Source organism: Chimaeribacter arupi, assembly GCF_002858805.1.
Classification (GTDB): domain Bacteria; phylum Pseudomonadota; class Gammaproteobacteria; order Enterobacterales; family Enterobacteriaceae; genus Chimaeribacter; species Chimaeribacter arupi.
Window position 1 is genome coordinate 65,720 of the sequence record NZ_PJZI01000005.1, and the last position, 17,622, is coordinate 83,341.

The 17,622-nt window shown below is 56.5% G+C and carries 15 protein-coding genes and 1 pseudogene; 7 read left to right on the forward strand and 9 right to left on the reverse strand.

What is annotated here, in order from left to right; all coding sequences use genetic code 11:
* Positions 1-305: 305 nt before the first annotated feature.
* On the forward strand, positions 306-1,385 hold the full coding sequence (locus CYR52_RS04645; RefSeq protein WP_101828046.1) for a hypothetical protein: 1,080 nt from the start codon (positions 306-308) through the stop codon (positions 1,383-1,385).
* Here the strand turns inward: CYR52_RS04645 and CYR52_RS04650 are convergent.
* Positions 1,382-2,332 (reverse strand): LysR family transcriptional regulator, encoded by a 951-nt coding sequence (locus CYR52_RS04650; protein WP_101828047.1) that lies wholly within the window; start codon positions 2,330-2,332, stop codon positions 1,382-1,384. The genes CYR52_RS04645 and CYR52_RS04650 overlap by 4 nt on opposite strands.
* Before the next feature lie 87 nt (positions 2,333-2,419).
* Between CYR52_RS04650 and CYR52_RS04655 the strand changes: the two genes are divergently transcribed.
* Positions 2,420-3,055, forward strand: a complete 636-nt coding sequence (locus CYR52_RS04655) for an alanyl-tRNA editing protein (protein ID WP_072928304.1) — start codon at positions 2,420-2,422, stop codon at positions 3,053-3,055.
* A gap of 196 nt (positions 3,056-3,251) precedes the next feature.
* On the opposite strand, the pseudogene CYR52_RS04660 reads toward CYR52_RS04655, so the two are convergent.
* Together CYR52_RS04660 and CYR52_RS04665 are read right to left on the reverse strand one after the other, a co-directional pair.
* Positions 3,252-4,079: pseudogene (locus CYR52_RS04660) on the reverse strand (OBAP family protein); the annotation flags it as partial.
* 130 nt (positions 4,080-4,209) lie between these two features.
* A complete protein-coding gene (locus tag CYR52_RS04665) occupies positions 4,210-4,377 on the reverse strand; it encodes a con-10 family general stress protein (protein ID WP_072928305.1) in 168 nt (55 codons plus the stop codon).
* A gap of 423 nt (positions 4,378-4,800) precedes the next feature.
* On the opposite strand from CYR52_RS04665, the gene CYR52_RS04670 reads away from it, so the two are divergent.
* Positions 4,801-4,998, forward strand: coding sequence for a hypothetical protein (locus tag CYR52_RS04670; protein WP_072928306.1), 198 nt, complete (start codon positions 4,801-4,803; stop codon positions 4,996-4,998).
* A 36-nt stretch (positions 4,999-5,034) separates the two neighbouring features.
* Here CYR52_RS04670 and CYR52_RS04675 read toward each other — a convergent pair whose 3' ends face one another.
* Both CYR52_RS04675 and CYR52_RS04680 read right to left on the reverse strand, forming a co-directional pair.
* Positions 5,035-5,916, reverse strand: a complete 882-nt coding sequence (locus tag CYR52_RS04675; protein ID WP_101828049.1) for a PhzF family phenazine biosynthesis protein — start codon at positions 5,914-5,916, stop codon at positions 5,035-5,037.
* 79 nt (positions 5,917-5,995) lie between these two features.
* Positions 5,996-8,380 (reverse strand): phosphoketolase family protein, encoded by a 2,385-nt coding sequence (locus CYR52_RS04680; RefSeq protein ID WP_101828050.1) that lies wholly within the window; start codon positions 8,378-8,380, stop codon positions 5,996-5,998.
* 177 nt (positions 8,381-8,557) lie between these two features.
* Between CYR52_RS04680 and CYR52_RS04685 the strand changes: the two genes are divergently transcribed.
* Complete coding sequence (locus tag CYR52_RS04685) at positions 8,558-10,108, forward strand: GGDEF domain-containing protein (RefSeq protein WP_338152931.1); 1,551 nt, start codon at positions 8,558-8,560, stop codon at positions 10,106-10,108.
* Between the two features lie 179 nt (positions 10,109-10,287).
* On the opposite strand, the gene CYR52_RS04690 is transcribed toward CYR52_RS04685, so the two are convergent.
* On the reverse strand, positions 10,288-11,373 hold the full coding sequence (locus CYR52_RS04690) for a type I restriction endonuclease (RefSeq protein WP_101828052.1): 1,086 nt from the start codon (positions 11,371-11,373) through the stop codon (positions 10,288-10,290).
* Positions 11,374-11,933: 560 nt separating this feature from the next.
* Here CYR52_RS04690 and msrA point away from each other — a divergent pair.
* Positions 11,934-12,476, forward strand: a complete 543-nt coding sequence (msrA, locus tag CYR52_RS04695; RefSeq protein WP_101828053.1) for a peptide-methionine (S)-S-oxide reductase MsrA — start codon at positions 11,934-11,936, stop codon at positions 12,474-12,476.
* Positions 12,477-12,539: 63 nt separating this feature from the next.
* Here the strand turns inward: msrA and CYR52_RS04700 are convergent, their stop codons facing one another.
* On the reverse strand, positions 12,540-14,813 hold the full coding sequence (locus tag CYR52_RS04700; protein ID WP_175578988.1) for a TonB-dependent siderophore receptor: 2,274 nt from the start codon (positions 14,811-14,813) through the stop codon (positions 12,540-12,542).
* A 286-nt stretch (positions 14,814-15,099) separates the two neighbouring features.
* Between CYR52_RS04700 and CYR52_RS04705 the strand changes: the two genes are divergently transcribed.
* Entirely contained in the window at positions 15,100-15,507 is a 408-nt protein-coding gene (locus CYR52_RS04705; protein ID WP_101828055.1) for an ASCH domain-containing protein, read from the forward strand.
* Positions 15,508-15,532: 25 nt separating this feature from the next.
* Positions 15,533-16,066, forward strand: a complete 534-nt coding sequence (locus CYR52_RS04710; protein ID WP_101828056.1) for a GNAT family N-acetyltransferase — start codon at positions 15,533-15,535, stop codon at positions 16,064-16,066.
* On the opposite strand, the gene CYR52_RS04715 is transcribed toward CYR52_RS04710, so the two are convergent.
* Together CYR52_RS04715 and CYR52_RS04720 are read right to left on the reverse strand one after the other, a co-directional pair.
* The gene (locus tag CYR52_RS04715; RefSeq protein WP_072927938.1) at positions 16,063-16,779 is read right to left on the reverse strand and encodes an ABC transporter ATP-binding protein; all 717 of its coding nucleotides are present in this window, start codon (positions 16,777-16,779) and stop codon (positions 16,063-16,065) included. The two genes, CYR52_RS04710 and CYR52_RS04715, sit on opposite strands and share 4 nt — an antisense overlap.
* Positions 16,776-17,615, reverse strand: a complete 840-nt coding sequence (locus CYR52_RS04720; RefSeq protein ID WP_394854019.1) for an ABC transporter ATP-binding protein — start codon at positions 17,613-17,615, stop codon at positions 16,776-16,778. The genes CYR52_RS04715 and CYR52_RS04720 overlap by 4 nt, the downstream gene beginning before the upstream one ends.
* Positions 17,616-17,622 lie beyond the last annotated feature (7 nt).

The window sequence follows — 17,622 nt, forward strand, 5'->3', positions numbered from 1 at the left end:
TTAAAACGCTGCCATAAATAAAAAATAAGCGCGTCATGGTACGCAGCACTCACTTTATTTCACTTTTTTTAGTGACTTTTTTTATCCTGATATAATAGCCAATATGATGGTTATTCCCGATGCGAAGGCTATAGTTTTTTATAATAATATCAGCGTGGCTAATGGTTATTGCCGTAATCAGGCATTGCCTTATTGAAAATGGATGCCAAAAATAAAGTGCGAATAAGGTGGCAGCAGGAAAGCTGAAGGAAGGTTATCTGAATTGCATGCGCTTTTCCATGTAATCTTAAAGGGGTGACAAACATATGAAATTCAGCAGTAAACAAATCTATTATGAATATATCAACTTTTTGATGCGGGTCGGCTATATCAACGATGAGATCGTACTGGAACTGATGCCGTTGTTAAGCAGTGACAGAATGGCCGAAGTGGACAGTTTACTGGAGGATTTGGAGCAGAGTTTTCACAGCCGGCAAAAAGATTACCTGAATAATACCTTCTATAAAGATCTTGAGTCAGGGGAAATTGGCGGGGTATTAGAGGAAAGCGGCCAGAATTACCTCTATGAGTTACTGGTGAAGCACCATAATAAAGAAATAGAGTCCCTGAACCAGACGATTGAAAGCCAGAATGTGCGGCTGGCAAAGAAGCGGATGGATATCCAGCAGCTTACCGATCGCGCCCAACTGCTGGAAAAAGCGGCCCTGCGTTATAAAACCTTGCAGGAGTCGTCAGAAACGTTAGTGATCGAAAATGAGGAGTTGCGCAAAGAGAATAAGGAGCTGAAGGAATTGTCACAGCAAAAAAGAATCGACGGGAAAATTCCCGGCTATGTCAAAGAAGTCAGTGCGAAGCTGGACCTGGATGATAAATCGTTCGCCAGGCTGGCAAATAAATGGTCGGTTGCCGGTTTTACCGCAGCTTCTGCGGCGGTATTTGCCGCCTTTTACACCTTTGCGGAAGGGACCGTATTGCTGGCCAACGCCAAAGTCTATGATGAAATCGCGCTGTTATATGTGTTTTTCCGCGGGGTATTAGGGGTTGGCTTACTCTCCTGGCTGGCGAATGTCTGTTTCAGCACCTCACGCAATTACACCCATGAATCTATCCGGCGTAAGGATCGGCAACATGCGCTGAACTTCGGCCGCCTCTATTTGCAGATTTACGGGGCCAGCGCCCAGAAAGAGGAGATGCTGACGGTGTTCAAGGACTGGAACATGGCGGGCGATTCCTCGTTCTCCAAAGAGGGGGCTGCACCGCCCAGCATGATGGAGATGATCGAAGGGCTGAACAAAATGAGATCCGGGTTAGTGAACAAAGCCAAAGCGGGGGGAAGCGGCAACGGCACCACTGCCCCGCCTCCCACGATACCGCCGGTGCCTTAACGCGCCTCAGGGGGGCTGTTTTGCCGGGAGGGATACTCCCGGCTGAGCGCCTCGCTCAGGTAATCAATAAACACCCGGATTTTCGGCGGCAGGAAACGGGCCGGGTGGTAGAGCAGCCAGGCCCCGCCGGTATAGCGGGTAGTGAACGTCCAGCCCGGCAAAACCTGCACCACGTCACCGTTGGCCAGCGCCTGGCGGGCGGTAAACCACGGCAGGCTGCCGATACCGAGATGGTGGCGTACCGCATCCAGCCGGACTTCGGTGTGGTTGGCGGCATAGCGGCCGCGCACCCGCACGCGGCTGGTCTGCGCGCCCTGGCGGAACGACCACAGCGCATCGCCTGGGTCTTCCCCTAAACAGAGGCAACTGTGCGCCGCCAAATCACGCGGGTGCTGCGGCACCCCGTGCTCCGCCAGATAGCGGGGCGTGGCACACAGCAGGTGGTCTATGTCCATCAACCGCCGTCCTTTCAGGCCGGGCGGCGGCCGGTCGGTGATACGGATGGCGATGTCTACCTGATCGTCAATCAGATCCATCACGGCATCATTCAGCGCCATCTGGATATCAATCGCCGGGTAGCGCGCCAGAAAGGCAGGCATCAGCGGATGGATGACCACCCGCCCGACCGCTTTCGGCACGCTGATGTGCAATACCCCTTCCGGCTGCGGGTTAAACTGCCCCCCGGCCTCTACCGCCGCCCTGGCGGAGTTCAGCATATCCAGACAGTGGCGATACACCGCCACACCCTCTTCACTCAGGCGCAATTTACGCGTGGTGCGGTGCAGCAGCCGGGTGGCGAGCGCTTTTTCCAGCCGGGTCACGCTGCGGCTGGTGGCAGAGGGCGTCATGCCCAACTGGCGCGCCGCTTCAGAGAAGCTGCCGCAGTCGACCACCCTCACCAGCACGGCCATTTCCGGCAGTAAAGGCAGCAGTTGATCTGTGCGCATCAGGCAAGAATCATTTGTCAGGTGAACGGATTATCACTCTACCATGCAGCACTTATAATAAAAATCCGATGACCAAAGGAGACCACCATGACCATTCGCCTCTATCTGAACAGTGATGCGCTTACCGCTCAAACGCAGGTGCTGCGTTGCGACCCTCTGGAGGAGGGCTATGCGGTGGAGCTGGCGAGCACGCCGTTCCACCCTCAGGGCGGCGGCCAACCGGCAGACAGCGGGACGATAGGCGACGCACAGGTGCTGAACGTGAGTAACGACGGCGAGCGGGTGATTCACCATGTCAGCCGGCCGGTGCCGCTGGGGCCGGTCACGGCAGAGGTGGATGCGGCGCGCCGCGCATTGCATACCCGGCTGCACTCGGCCGGCCATGTGCTGGGGTACCTGGGGGAACAACTGGGCTGGCAGCCGGTAAAAGCCAACCACCGGCCGGGCGAAGCAAAAGTCACCTTTAACGCCGGGCCGGACAGCCGCCAGCCCGAGGCGGAGGCACTGCAACAGGGGTATGCGCAATTGCTGGCTGAACGACTGCCGCGCCGGATTGTGCTGCGTGAGGATGGCCTGCGGGAAGTCAGTTTTGGTGACAAAGTCGCGTATGCCTGCGGCGGCACCCACGTCACCGATACCGGCGAGCTGCCTGCGCTGGCGGCCTTGCAAATCAAGGTGAAGAAAGGGCAGTTACAGATAGGCTACGCGCTGGCTGAAGCGTAATGGCGTCGCTGCCCGGCGGGGGCAGGGAACCTTCAGGCTCCCCGCGCGCCGGGCGGCACAGTCAATTGCCGGAGGATGGCGTGCCTTCAGCCGGTCTGGCGCTGTCAGCCGGTTTGGTACTGTCAGCCGGTATAGTGTTTTCTGCGGGTTTCGTACCCTCCACCGGTTTCGTGCCTTCCGCCTGTTTACGGACCTCCTGCTCGGCATGGCCGGTAAAGCCGGTGTCACCGTGCTGGTGCTCACCGCCGCCTTCCACACGCTGAAGCTGGATGACTTTGCCTTTCTCCCACGCATTTGACAGCGGGTCCGGCGGGTTGGTGGGTAAATCGGCACGGTTCTGCTGCCGCTCTTTCGAGTCAATCCCGACCCGCTCGTCGCGGTCTTTCAACAGTTTCTGATCGAGCTGGCCCTCGCCGGTGAAGCCCATCATCAGCGCCGGAATGCCATACGGCAGGTCTTTGTCGCGGTCAGTGTGCCAGGTGTGCCAGGTTTTGCCGTAGGTGTTCACAATCTTGCCCATCAGCACTTTCTCGGCCGCTTCCGGCAGGCCGGGGGCCAGCAGGCTGCCTGATTTCACTTCGTAATGGTGGCTGTGCCACAGCACTTTCTCTTCCGGCGGCAGGGTTTTGTACAGCCGCTCGCTGATGATGTATTCCACCCCCATCAGCTTGGCATCTTTGCCGTTACCGTCATAAATCACCGCCTGCATCACGTCGTCATTTAAAATCGTGACGTAGTGGTGCGCTTCCATCTGGCCGTTTTTGTCACCGTTGTAAAAGTGGAAGCCGTCCAGATAGGCGCTGATGGCATCAATCGGTGCGCGATCCTGCAAGGCCGAGGCCCCGGTTTCCAGCAAGCTGTCTTTGGTGGTTTTTTCCGCGCCCGGCGCTTTTACGTTGCTCGGCGCGGTGGCCTGCGCCAGCGGCGATGCCAGCAGCACCGCGCACAGCGTCGCACTGAACAAGGCGCGGGCAGGGGAGTGGGACGGTTTTTTCAGGGGAATTGACAGGGGAGAGTAATGCATGAATACGCCTTCCTTCGCATAACATCATCACGCGGCACTGCCGCGTACTATGAATAAAAAGCTGACTGGGGTTGAGAAACCCCAGTCAGCTTGCCAGTGAGGTGAGACTGCCGTCAGGGTTCATACGGTGTCATTCAGCCTGATTACGGTGCAGACCACCTTTTCGTCCAGCTTCGGACGCGCGGGCCGGGTCATGTTTGAAATTTCCGCCGCTGCGCTGTCCACCCTTTTTGCCTGCTTCAGATGCTTTTTCTCTGTTTTCCGCAAAATTTCCCGAACCTCCACGATGCTCGGCCATGACACCTCCTATCAACGAGTGAGAATGGGGCTGTGAGCGCCCGGCGGCTGTTATGAAACCAGACGAATGACACCGGATATTGCTCACACCTTGAGCTTAGCCAATCACTTAATATTGACAAGCGAAGCGGCATTAAAAATACCGGCCCCCTTTCGCACCGGGAAAATAACGGCCTTCATGTCGCCATAAATAAAAGAGGTATAGTGACGGCTCAATATCTTAGGCCGGAGAAACCTGTACCGCGCTTTTTTTCTGTACAGATGGTTGGTTAATAAAGACGCATATTTACGGGATAGGAATCGTCTTAATTACTATTTCAGGCGCTCATTCCAGAGGCGCGGGAAATGTCGCGACGGTTGCGCCGGCCGGGTTTTACGCTATAACTAACAGAGCACTGACGCGTGATGTCCCTCAGGAGATAAAATGTTAAAGCAAATAATTGGGCTATTTTCCAGCCCCGATAATTTTCTGAATATGATTTCAGCCCGTAATCTCGAAGAAGACCTGGACGATAAAGAGCGTATTTTTATCGACGAAGATGGGACGGCATTTGTTAACCCGCGCAGTGAAGAGGTAAAAAAAGATTTTGCGCGCCACGTAGAAGTGATGCGCAATATCTGACCGGCAGCGCATTGCCCGCCGGATGACCTTGCCTGATTAAAAGGCAGTGGTGCCGTCAATCACCGTATGGCAAAGGCCGCCCACCCAGGGTGCGCCGTCAGCATACCGGATTTCCACGCAGCCGTTGCGCTGTTTGCAGGTGCCCTGGCGTACCTGATACCCCTGCCGGAACGCTTCCAGCCCGGCAAAATCCTGCTGCAGCAGCAGCCGCGCCAGGCAGGCATTGGCGCTGCCGGTGACCGGGTCTTCCACCAGCGCGCCCTGTTCCACCAGCAACGCCCGCACTTCCAGGTGCGCCGGGCCGCCTGCCGGGTGCACGCCATACAGCGCCACGCCGTTGCAGCTGCTCCCGGCCAGCAATGCCGCCAGCGCTGCCACGTCAGCTTTCACCGCCAGCACATCCTCCGCGCTCTCCATTTTCACCACCAGCCAGCGGATGCCCATCGACACCGCCTGCGGCACCGCGCGGTGCGCCACATGGCCGCCCGGCAAGGCCGCAGACACCTGCGCCCGCAGCGGCTCCGGCAGGGGGGCAATCTGCGCCGCCGGGGATTTGAACGTCAGCGCCCGCGGGCTTTGCACGGCGACTTCCACCAACCCCACGCCGCACTGTTGCACCAGCTTGCCGTGGCGCGGCGTAACGATCCCCGCTTCCAGCAGCGCATAGGCGGTGCCGAGCGTCGGGTGCCCGGCAAACGGCAATTCGCCGTCCGGGGTAAAAATCCGCACCTGATAATCTGCCGCCGGGTCGGTCGGCGGCAGCGCAAAGGTAGTTTCAGAGAGATTGGTCCAGCGCGCCATGGCGTGCATGTCGGCGGCGCTCAGGCCGTCCGACTCCATGATCACGGCGAGCGGGTTGCCCCGCAGGGGAGTGGAACCGAATACATCGATCTGTTTGAAACGGCGCTGGCGGGTCATCGCAGCTCCTTGGCGTCTGTTGAGGGATCAGCAGGTTAGCCGATTTACCGGACGCCAGCCAGCGCCGTGCAGGCTACGGTCAGCGGGTCACGGCCTGCCATTTCCAGTTTTGCACATCCGGCAGATCCTCACCATGTTCCCGCACGTACTGGTAGTGGGCGTCCAGCTTGTCATGCAGCATCTGCACCACGTCACCGGCTCGTTCCGCCAGCCCCGGTACCCGCTCAATGGCGGCCAGCGCCAGGTGGTAGCGATCCATTTCGTTCAGCACCGTCATATCAAACGGCGTGGTGGTGGTGCCTTCCTCCATAAAACCATGGACGTGGAACTGGCTGTGGTTGGTGCGTTTGTAGATCAGCCGGTGAATCAGGTGCGGATAGCCGTGATAGGCAAAGATCACCGGTTTGCTGCGGGTGAACAGCTGGTCAAAATCGACGTCACTGCGGCCGTGCGGGTGCTGGTCCGGTGATTGCAGCGCCATCAGATCCACCACATTCACCACGCGGATGCGCAGGGAAGGCAGGTGCTGACGCAGCAACTCCACCGCGGCCAGCGTCTCCATCGTCGGCACATCCCCGGCACAGGCCATCACGATGTCCGGTTCGCTGCCCGCCTCTTCGTTGCCGGCCCACGGCCAGATGCCCAGCCCCGCCTCGCAATGGGCGATGGCCTCATCCATGCTCAGCCACTGCGGCTCCGGCTGTTTACCGGCAATGATCACGTTGATGCGGTCATAGGTTTTCAGGCAGTGATCGCCCACCCATAACAGGGTGTTGGCATCCGGCGGCAGGTAAACGCGCACCACATCCGCTTTCTTGTTGACCACCACATCCACAAAACCGGGGTCCTGATGGCTGTAGCCGTTGTGGTCCTGACGCCAGACGTGGGAAGAGAGCAGGTAGTTAAGGGAGGAAACCGGCTTGCGCCACGGCAGGGTACGCGTGACTTTAAGCCACTTCGCGTGCTGGTTGAACATCGAGTCAACGATATGGATGAACGCCTCATAGCAGGAGAACAGCCCGTGGCGGCCGGTCAGCAGGTAGCCTTCCAGCCAGCCCTGGCAAAGGTGCTCACTCAGCACTTCCATTACCCGGCCATCTTTCGCCAGTTGCTCATCGTAAGATTTGATCTCTTCCATCCAGACGCGGTCAGTGGCTTCGAACACGCTGCTTAAGCGGTTGGAGGCGGTTTCATCCGGGCCAAAGATGCGGAAATTCTTCTCCTGCTCGTTCAGCCGGAAAATGTCACGCAGGTATTCGCCAAAAATCGCCGTCGATTGCCCCTGGGTGCTGCCGCGCTCACCAATCTCTACGGCATAATCCTGGATCGCCGGCACTTTGAGCGTCTGGCGCAGCAGGCCGCCATTGGCAAACGGCGTTGCGCCCATGCGTTTTTCACCCTGCGGGGCGAGCTGCCGCAACTCCTCTTTCAGCCGCCCCTGCTCATCAAACAGGTCATCCGGCTGGTAGCTGCGCATCCATTGTTCCAGCAGTTGCCGGTGTTCCTCGTTATCGCGGCAGTTGGCCACCGGCACCTGGTGGGCGCGCCAGAACCCTTCGGTTTTTTTGCCGTCCACCTCTTTCGGGCCGGTCCAGCCTTTTGGGCTGCGGAAAATAACCAGCGGCCAGTGCGGGACTTTCTGCTCCGGGGAACCGTGGCGGGCCTCATGCTGGATATGGCGGATCTGTTCCATCGCCTGGTCCAGCGCGGCGGCGGTTTGCTGGTGCATGTCGGCGGGTTCGTGCCCTTCGACAAAGATCGGCGCGTAGCCATAGCCTTTGAACAGCTGCGCCAGATCCTCATCCGTGCAGCGTGCCAGCAGCGTCGGGTTGGCAATCTTGTAGCCGTTGAGGTGCAGGATCGGCAGCACCGCGCCGTCACGCGCCGGGTTTATGAATTTGTTGGAGTGCCAGCTGGCTGCCAGCGGGCCGGTTTCCGCTTCGCCATCCCCAATCACACAGGCGGCAATCAGGTCAGGGTTGTCAAACACCGCGCCGTAGGCGTGCACCAGCGAGTAACCCAGTTCACCGCCTTCGTGGATTGATCCCGGCGTTTCCGGGGCCGCATGGCTGGGAATGCCGCCGGGAAACGAAAACTGCCGGAACAATTTGCGTATCCCGTCTGCATCCTCGCTGATGTCAGGGTAGATTTCGCTGTAAGTGCCTTCCAGGTAAGTATTCGCCACCATGCCCGGCCCGCCGTGGCCCGGCCCGCAGATGTAAATCATGTTCACATCCTGCTGTTTGATGATGCGGTTCAGGTGGGCGTATAAAAAGTTCAGGCCGGGCGTGGTGCCCCAGTGGCCGAGCAGCCGTGGTTTGATATGTTCAGCGGCCAGCGGCTCACGCAACAGCGGGTTTTCCAGCAGGTAGATCTGGCCGACGGAGAGGTAATTGGCGGCGCGCCAATAGCGATCAATCAGCGATAAAGTCTGGTCGTCCAGTGCGGGCGAGGTGTGTCCCATAGCAAGGTTCCTCCGGTTCAGGCGTGATGAATAAAGCCTAAGTCTAGTGAAAGACGGGGGATTGTGCCTGCCGGGGCGGCAGCGGTGGCAGCAAGCGGTGCCGGAAACACGTCAATCCGGCTGAAAACGATAAGCTATGCTTTACTTAGGTATTTCCTGCGGAGTTGAACCCTGCCCATGATGCGTGCCACTGATCCCTTACCTTCCATTTTCCGCTCGTCGCTTGGCCGTTCAATGGTGATTTTCCTGATCATCATGAGCATTGCGGTGGTGGGCATTAATGGCTGGACGTTGTGGGATTCCTACGACCGTACCCTGCGCGCCACCCACGACCAGGCGAAGAACCTCTCTGTCTCGCTGGCGCGGCAGGCGGAAGACACGTTTTTACAGGTGGAGATTACGCTGACGGATATCGCCCGTGAAATAAGCGGGAAGCCGGTGGCCAGCGACCAGCTTGAGGCGCTGCGCAGCGTGCTGCGCGGGCGGCAGGCGATTCTGCCGCAGTTGCATGGGTTATTTATTTATGATGCCGAGGGCAACTGGCTCGCGACTTCCGGCAATACGATCCCGGTGAACGCCAACAACGCTGACCGGGAATATTTTATCTGGCACCGTACCCATGCAGACCCGGAGATCCATATCGGCAAGGTGATCCGCAGCCGTTCGACCGGCGATCTGGTGATCCCGGTCTCTTTGCGGCTGACCAGCAGAGAGGGCCGCTTTGCCGGCGTGGCGCTGGCAACGGTCAGCATTGACTATTTCCGCCAGCATTACAGCTATTACGTGCTCAGCGAACGCAGCCTGCTGGGGCTGTTTATGGCGGACAGCACCGTGATGTATGTGCGCCCGTTCCCGGATTCGGTGATCAATACCAGCCTCTCCAGCAGCCCGCTGTTTACCCATGCCCTGAAAGCCTCTGCCAGCGGCAGTGGTGCCTGGCGTTCGGCGATGGACAACGAAGTGCGCATCTTTGGCTATGCGCGCCTCAACCGCTACCCGCTGATTGTCGCGGCCGGGTATGACAAGCGTGACATCCAGGCGCAATGGCGGGCGGACAACCTGCTGAGCGTTGTCCTCAGCCTCTCGCTGCTGGCCGCGCTGTTCCTGCTGGGCTTCTTTGTGCTGCGTCAGGTGCGCGTCAGCATGAAGAACCACCTGGAGATGACGCAACTGCGGGACGATCTCACCACCATCAACCATACGCTTCAGGCGCTGGCGCTGGTGGACGGGCTGACAGGGCTGGCCAACCGGCGGCAATTTGATATTTTCCTCGAGCAGAGCCTCCAGCGTTCGGCGCGCAATCAGGAGCCGGTGTCACTTATCATGATGGATATCGACTTTTTCAAACGTTACAACGATGCCTACGGCCACGTCGCCGGGGACGAGTGCCTGAAAAAGGTCGGGGAAGCGTTGCTGCACCTGCCGCACCGGCAGTCTGACCTGATCGCCCGCTATGGCGGCGAGGAGTTCGCGATTGTGCTGCCTTACACCGGCATCAAAGACGCCGCGAAGTTCGCGCAACGCGCCGTGGAGGCTGTCCGGGCGATTGGCCTGCCCCATGCAGAAACCGATGTGCCGGGGAAAATCGTCACCATCAGTGCCGGCAGTTATAGCTGCATCGTTAAAGGAAACGGGCCGGACGCCAGGGCGTTCAAGGAACACGCCGATCAGGCGCTCTACCAGGCCAAACACTCCGGCCGCAACTGCGGGATCAGCACCGAGGGGTGAGGGTGATGAAGAGTAAGCGATTTTACGTTTTGGTCGTTTAAGAAGAGTAGAGGAAGCCTACGTTATATGATTTTTTAAATAGTGGAGAGAGTGCTTTCACTCTGCATCAGATAAAAAGAAAATTAAGCATTGTAAAAATAGAGGAGGCCAGGCTGATTTTTTAAGCCTGGCACAATTTATTATGCTGATAAGTAAGATTGAGCTGCGCTTTTAAGCTGTTCTGTGAATTGATAAATGTCATCTAATTCAGAAATAGGATGACGAGTCTCTTTTTTCTCTTCATCAAAGAGGCCTATATAGCGCTGGCTTCGGTTAAAATGAAGACGGCATATTGGTTTGCGATTATTGTCATCAATTAAAATGCCAAAATAGCTTTTCGTATCGCGGTGGGTAATGCGCTTAGGGTCAATGGAAGTGCGAATTATCGATTTAACAATGTGAAAGCCCTCCAACTCTTCAGGAGTAGTAATAATGCCGTCGTCCTGTTCATCAATTGCTACAACTTCAGGAGGCGTGGCATCTACCATTGTCGCAGGGGCAGAAGGAAGCGAACCGGCCAATGCTGATTTTAAACGTTCATTTACCTGGTCATTTAACCATTGGTTTGCTGCTTTTTTTGTTAATCCTGTAAATAAATCCCTTACTTTTTGGGTCAGCATGCCATCATACACACGTGAGGCAAAGAACTTAACAAAGTCATCTTCAGGAGATGACATTTGAGATGAAAGAATTTTTTTAATTTGGCTTACATACTTTAATTCACCTGCTGCATTTAGAATGGACTCAACATCAAAAGCTGTTTTAGTTAATTTTTTTATTTCTGGAACAACATTCTCATCAATTTCAAGTAAATCTAATTCCAGAAATGGTTTCTCATCCATTTTGTTGGGCGCATCAAGGTCAGTAAAGAATTTATAGCACTGACCATTAGTCAGAATGGATATTCTGGCACTTGTAACATGGAAATATCTGAATAATTGTGAAGCATGGTTTATATGAAGAGGCTCACCTATTTTCTTACATTCAATTAAAATTTGTATTTCATTATCCTTAAGAATGGCATAATCAATTTTTTCGCCTTTCTTGGTGCCAACATCACAGATAAATTCTGGCAAAACCTCGGTAGGATCGAAAACATCATATCCCATTACTTTATTTATAAAAGGTAAAACGAATGCGTTTTTAGTCGCTTCTTCTGTTGTTATAAATGAAGATTGTTGCTTGATTTTAGCAGCTAAGCTATTGAGCTGTTCCAACGTTTCCATAGCATTTCCTTTACTTTACATGGGTATATTAGTTATCAATAAAAACGTGTAGGGATAAGAAGCAGTTTTTGATGGCCTTTTAAAACGCTGTGCGAAGTAATAAGAAAGAATGATAATGTTATAACATGAAGATGAATTTTTTATATATAAAATTTTTTTTGATTATCAGTAACTCAAAGATAAAGACAGAATAACTATTAATTTAGTGAATGAAGATTGCGTAGATGTATTTCGTTGATAAATATAATTATCTGAGCACAATTGTTTTAATAAAGATAAAATAGTGATAAATAACAATAAATTATGAGGATTTAGTTGTTTTTTTGCTTAAAGCAGCACTGAAAAATTTGGATTATCTATAATGCTAAGATATTGATGTAATTCAGAGAAGTTATTATTTATTTGGTGAAAGTTCCTTTCTCTCTCCCATTCCGCTTAGAACTTTGTGCCTTTTCGCCCCGTCGGGCTGGCGATTGTTGCCATAAACCGTCAGTATGAATGGTTAAGAAAACCGTTGTCCCGTCAATGACGGGTGTAGAGAACCCTGCTGAGGAGACCTTATGGCAATTGAATATGCAACGCTGGCTGGTGGCTGCTTCTGGTGTACCGAGGCGGTATTTAATGATGTGGTCGGGGTGGTCTCGGTAGAGAGCGGCTACACCGGCGGCCAGGTGGCGAACCCGACCTATCGCCAGGTGTGCACCGGTGAAACCGGCCATGCTGAGGCGATCCGCGTCGGTTTTGACCCGGAAAAGATCAGCTACGGCGATATCCTCGACATCAGCTTCGCGACCCATGACCCAACCCAGCTTAACCGCCAGGGTAATGACATCGGCACGCAGTACCGCTCGGCCATCTTCCCGGCCACACCGGAACAGCATGAAGAGGCTCAGGCCGCCATTCGCCGTGCGCAGGCTGATAACAGCCAGCCGGTGGTGACCACCATTGAGGCGCTCGGCACCTGGTATCCGGCAGAGGATTACCACCAGAACTACTGGGAAGGCGAAGGCCAGGAGAACCGCTACTGCATGGCCGTGATCCCACCGAAGCTGCAAAAACTGCGCAAAAGCTTTGCCAACCGCACCAAATCTGCGAACAGCTAAGCAGGGCGTCATAAAAAAGCCGGCGATATCAGCCGGCTTTTTTTATGGGTGGAACACCTGTGATCAGAAGTGGGTGTTCAGGCTCATGTAATAGGTGCGGCCCGACTCGTTATACGTGTTGGCCCCGGCACCGTACAGGTAGGAGCTGGTCGTGGCGTTGCCGGTGGTCTGGGCGTTGCCCTGGCGGAAGTGGCGCTTGTCGAACAGGTTGTCGATGCCCAGCGTGACGCTGACATATTTCGTCACGTCATAAGTGCCGCTCATGCCCAGCAGGGAATAGGGGCTGACTTTCCAGGTTTCGCTGCCGGTCACGGCCTCACCCTTGTAGTTGTACTTTTTCGGCGTCTGTGTGCCGTACCAGGTCAGGGTGGTTTGCAGCGAAAGCTGTTGGGTTGCCTGCCAACTCAGGGTCGAGTTCAGCGTGTACTCCGGGATAATCGACAGCCGATCGCCGGTGGTTTTGTTTTTGCTCTGCAACATGTAGGTCAGGTTGTTATTCCACTGCACCGCGTCGCTGAACGGAATATTGACCGTCCCTTCCAGCCCTTCCACCACGGCTTTCGGCACGTTTTCCCATTTATAGACATCCGTGGCGCCGTTGGTGGAGGTGCTGACCGGCAGGTAGCCGGACTCAATCTTGTTGCGGTAATCATTGCGGAACCAGGTAATGCCCGCCTGATAGCCGTCATGTTTCCATTCCAGCCCGACTTCTTTATTGATGCTGGTTTCAGCCTCCAGATCGCTGTTGCCGACCAGGTAACAGCCGGCGGTGCTGGCCGGGCAGCCCTGGCCGCGGCTGTAGAGCAGGTAGTTGGGGTTGGTCTGGTAAAGGCTTGGCGCTTTATAGGCGCGGGCGATGCCCAGTTTCAACGTGACATCGTCACTTAACCCTTGCGACAGGTTCAGGGACGGGCTCCAGTTGTCGCCTACGATGCTGTGATGGTCAAAACGCAGCGCCGGGGTCAGCATGGTGCTGTCGGTCAGCTCAATATTGTCTTCCGCGAACAGGGAAAAGATCTCCGCAGAGGAGTAAGGGCTGCGGCCGGTGCTGGCGATGCCGTCCACCGCGCCGCCGGAGAGCGCCTGGGTGTTGGAGATATTGTCTTTCATCCGCTGCTGGTTCCACTCTGCGCCGAAGGTCGCGGTCTGGTTAACCCACAATTCGAACGGAATGCTGATTTCACTGTGCAGCAGCACATCATCAAGCTGGATGGAGGAGAAGCCGTCATCCGAGAAGATCCCCTCGGTGCCGCCCGCCAGCCCTTCATTCATGCGGGTGTTGCGGGTGTTCTCATACTGGGCGTAGTTCCTGGTGCTGATGCCGTTGTCCCATGCACCGTTCCACTTCACCGCGAAATTCTGGCGGTAGAGCCGGTTGGTCTCTTTGCCGTAATTTTCATGCACCAGCGCACTGGTATTGGTGTTCTGGGTATCCCCGGCATAGAGGTTGCCCTGGCGGCTGTAGCCTGCCTCAAACTCCAGTGACTGCATCGGGGCGAACGCCCAGTGGATCATGGCGTTGATGTCTTTGTTCACCGAGCCTTCACGACCGGCCGGAACGGAACCGGCGTAACTGCCGGTGCGCAGCGCCTCATGCCCGGCGTTGATGTACTCGGCGTCCGCCTGGGTTTTCGCCAGCCCGCCATACAAACGGAAGGTGACGTCATCCCCCAGCGGGCCGGAGAGGCTGAAGTTGGTGCGTTTGGTTGAGCCTTCCTCATCATGCTGCGGCACATTGAAGTAGGTATTCCAGCTTCCGTGCCATTGCGGCGTATCTTTTTTGGTGATGATGTTAACCACGCCGCCTGCCGCACCGTTGCCGTAGCGGGCGGCAGCCGGGCCGCGGATCACCTCGATATGGTCGATCATTTCCGGCGGCACCCAGTTGCTGTCACCGCGTGTGTCACGCTCACCGCGCCAGCCCAGGCGCACGGAATTGCGGCTGGTGACCGGCACATCATCAATCAGGATCAGGGTGTTTTCCGGCCCCATGCCGCGGATGTCAATCTGGCGGCTGTTGCCGCGCTGGCCGCTGGTGGAGTTGCCGGTCAGGTTAACGCCCGGCATGGTGCGGATTATCTCGGAGACATCCCGCGCCGGGGGGCGCTTTTTAATCTCATCGGCGGTAATGGTGGAGACGCCCGGCGCTTGCAGTGTCTGCTCGGCGGCGGTCACCAGCATGGTATCGCCGCTGTCACCGGCAGCGACGTCAGCCGCCGCCGCATCGGCCACGGCTGCCTGGGTGGTGATGTTGTGTTGATCCACTGGCGTACTCTGTTCTGCCGCCTGGGTATTCCCTGCCAGAATTAATGTGCCGATGCCTGCTTTAATCAGCATCGCTAATGGGTAACGCGTCATTATTTTCATTTTGCTGTCCCGGCTGAACCCGTTCCGGCAGCCCTCAGCCGGCGCGGTTCTTAGCGCAATCAATATTTAACCAATTTGTTATTTTCCCTTTCCCCTGGGAACAGGTAACCTCTTGAAAAACCATTGACCCTGATACACCGGGACGCGGTTTTTCACAGGCTGCAACACACTATTTCAAATACAAATAATTATCAATAACATTCTCAAATGAGAATTGTTCATGTTAAGAATATTGACAGGCAGAGGAACCGCAAGAATGAACAACGAACGCTACCTGCAAGCCGTGCATTTCAGTTTCGGCGACTCCCCGGCGATGGCCGACCAGCTTCTGGCGCTGGTGCTGGCAGGGAAAAAGCGTGCCACCTGTGGCGCATTGCAGTCCTATTACGATGACAATGAACCGCTGCCGCAGGCCGGGGCGTTTAATGTGATCGAAGACGGGCGCGGGCGCGCCGCCTGTGCCATCGAAATCAAAGAAGTCTCTATCCTGCGTTACTGCGATGTGCCGGAAGAGTTTGCGCTGGCGGAAGGAGAGGGTACTTTTGAGGAGTGGAAGCGCGAGCACCGGGACTTTTTCACCCGCACCGGTGAATTCAGCGAAGAGATGAAACTGGTCTGCCTGCGGTTTGACGTCGTCGAGGTGTTTGACGCGCCTGCCGCGTAATTATTTGTTTGATAAAGGAGTTATCATGGACGCATTGATTCCGGTGATCACCACCGATCGCCTGGTATTGCGGGCGCACACACTGGCGGATGCCGCTGAGCAGGCGGAGCTATGGGCAAATGAGAATGTCACCCGGTTTATCGGCGGCAACCCCTCCACGACGGAGGAGAGCTGGAGCCGTCTGCTGCGTTATGCCGGGCACTGGCATATGCTGGGGTTTGGGTACTGGGCGGTCGAGGAGCGCAGCAGCGGGCGCTATATCGGCTGTACCGGCTTTGCGGATTACCAGCGGGCATTAACCCGTGACGTCAGCGGCAAAGCGGAAATGGGCTGGACGTTTCTGCCCGCGTTCCACGGAAAAGGGTACGCCACCGAAGCGGTGCAGGCCGCGCAGGCGTGGGCGGCGGGGAATTTGAAAAAGCCCATTTTCTGCATGATCAACCCGGATAACCAGCCGTCGATCCGGCTGGCGTTGAAAGCCGGGTTCCTCCCGGACGGCGAAGACCAGTACCACGGCCGCCCGGTTAACCTCTACGCCTACCGCGCGGCGGGCGTTTAACCCCCGCCAAGGTACGCTTTGCGCACCTCCTGGTTTTGCAGCAATTCACTGCCGCTGCCGGTCAGGCGGATCTGGCCGGTGGCCATCACATAGCCCCGGTCAGAGAGTTTCAGCGCATGGTTGGCGTTCTGTTCCACCAGAAACAGCGTCATGCCGCTTTGGGTCAGTTCCCGCAGGATGGAGAAAATCTGCTTCACCACAATCGGTGCCAGCCCAAGGCTCGGCTCATCCAGCAACAACAGCTTCGGGCGGCTCATCAGGGCGCGGGCAATCGCCAGCATCTGCTGTTCACCGCCGGACAGCGTCATCGCCCGCTGGGCGCGCCGTTCCTCTAGCCGGGGAAACAGTGAGAACATCCGCGCCAGGTCCTCTTTCACATAGCGGTTGCCGATGGGGATAGTGCCCATCAGCAGATTCTCCTCCACGCTCATATCCGGGAAAATGCGCCGTCCCTCCGGGGACTGGGCAATGCCGTTGCTGGCGATAAAATGGGTGGAACGGCGGCTGATCGGTTCGCCGCGATAAAAAATCTCCCCGGCGGCAATCCGGGGCTGACCAAAAATCGACATCAACAGCGTCGATTTGCCTGCGCCGTTCGCCCCAATCAGTGACACTGTCTCGCCCTCCTGCACGGTCAGTGAGACATTTTTCAACGCCTGCACCGGCCCGTAAAACACATCCACATTGCGGAACTCCAGCATCACGTCCTTCACGCAGCATCCTCCTCGTCGGTGCCCAGATAGGCGGCGATCACCCGGTCATTGTGCTGGATCTGCTGCGGCGTGCCGCGTGCAATCACGTCGCCGTGGTCAAGCACGATGACGTGGTCGGAAATCTCCATCACCATGCCCATATCATGTTCGATCAGCAAAATAGTCAGGCCGTGTTGCTGGCGCAGAAAGCGGATGATGCGGCTCAGCGCGGCGGTCTCCACCGGGTTCAGCCCGGCGGCCGGTTCATCCAGGCAGAGCATCGACGGCAGGGTGCACATGGCGCGGGCGATCTCCAGCCGCCGTTGCTGGCCATACGAGAGCGTGCCGGCCAGCCGGTTGGCGCAGTCCACCAGATCCACCACCTCCAGCCAGTAAAACGCCTGATCGATCGCGCGGTTTTCGGCATGGCGATAGCCCGGCGTGTTAAGGATGCCCGCCAGCAGGTTGCGGTTAACACGCATGTGCTGCGCCACCAGCAGGTTTTCCACCACCGACAGCTCGCGGAACAGCCGGATGTTCTGGAACGTGCGCGCCAGCCCGGCCCGGTTCACCAGATGGGTGCCGCCAAACATTTTGTACCAGAGGCGGCGGCCCAGCCGGGCAGGGTTAATCAGATCGCCGGGGCGCAGCGCTTCGCCCAGAATCTCGATCACGTCAGTGGCGCGCGCGCCGGTATGCAACCGGATGTGGCCGCCGGTGGCGCGGTAAAAGCCGGTCAGGCAGTTGAACACCGTGGTTTTGCCCGCCCCGTTGGGGCCGATCAGCGCAGTAATCGAACCGCGATCGACATCCAGGCTGACGTCATTCAGCGCTTTAATGCCGCCGAAGTGCATCATCAGGTGT

What these genes read in the sequence shown, in the direction of transcription:
- CYR52_RS04645 (WP_101828046.1), top strand. Translation starts at nt 306, where the DNA reads ATGAAATTCAGCAGTAAACAAATCTATTATGAATATATCAACTTTTTG.
- CYR52_RS04650 (WP_101828047.1), bottom strand. Translation starts at nt 2,332, where the DNA reads ATGCGCACAGATCAACTGCTGCCTTTACTGCCGGAAATGGCCGTGCTG.
- CYR52_RS04655 (WP_072928304.1), top strand. Translation starts at nt 2,420, where the DNA reads ATGACCATTCGCCTCTATCTGAACAGTGATGCGCTTACCGCTCAAACG.
- CYR52_RS04665 (WP_072928305.1), bottom strand. Translation starts at nt 4,377, where the DNA reads ATGGCCGAGCATCGTGGAGGTTCGGGAAATTTTGCGGAAAACAGAGAA.
- CYR52_RS04670 (WP_072928306.1), top strand. Translation starts at nt 4,801, where the DNA reads ATGTTAAAGCAAATAATTGGGCTATTTTCCAGCCCCGATAATTTTCTG.
- CYR52_RS04675 (WP_101828049.1), bottom strand. Translation starts at nt 5,916, where the DNA reads ATGACCCGCCAGCGCCGTTTCAAACAGATCGATGTATTCGGTTCCACT.
- CYR52_RS04680 (WP_101828050.1), bottom strand. Translation starts at nt 8,380, where the DNA reads ATGGGACACACCTCGCCCGCACTGGACGACCAGACTTTATCGCTGATT.
- CYR52_RS04685 (WP_338152931.1), top strand. Translation starts at nt 8,558, where the DNA reads ATGATGCGTGCCACTGATCCCTTACCTTCCATTTTCCGCTCGTCGCTT.
- CYR52_RS04690 (WP_101828052.1), bottom strand. Translation starts at nt 11,373, where the DNA reads ATGGAAACGTTGGAACAGCTCAATAGCTTAGCTGCTAAAATCAAGCAA.
- msrA (WP_101828053.1), top strand. Translation starts at nt 11,934, where the DNA reads ATGGCAATTGAATATGCAACGCTGGCTGGTGGCTGCTTCTGGTGTACC.
- CYR52_RS04700 (WP_175578988.1), bottom strand. Translation starts at nt 14,813, where the DNA reads ATGCTGATTAAAGCAGGCATCGGCACATTAATTCTGGCAGGGAATACC.
- CYR52_RS04705 (WP_101828055.1), top strand. Translation starts at nt 15,100, where the DNA reads ATGAACAACGAACGCTACCTGCAAGCCGTGCATTTCAGTTTCGGCGAC.
- CYR52_RS04710 (WP_101828056.1), top strand. Translation starts at nt 15,533, where the DNA reads ATGGACGCATTGATTCCGGTGATCACCACCGATCGCCTGGTATTGCGG.
- CYR52_RS04720 (WP_394854019.1), bottom strand. Translation starts at nt 17,615, where the DNA reads ATGATGCACTTCGGCGGCATTAAAGCGCTGAATGACGTCAGCCTGGAT.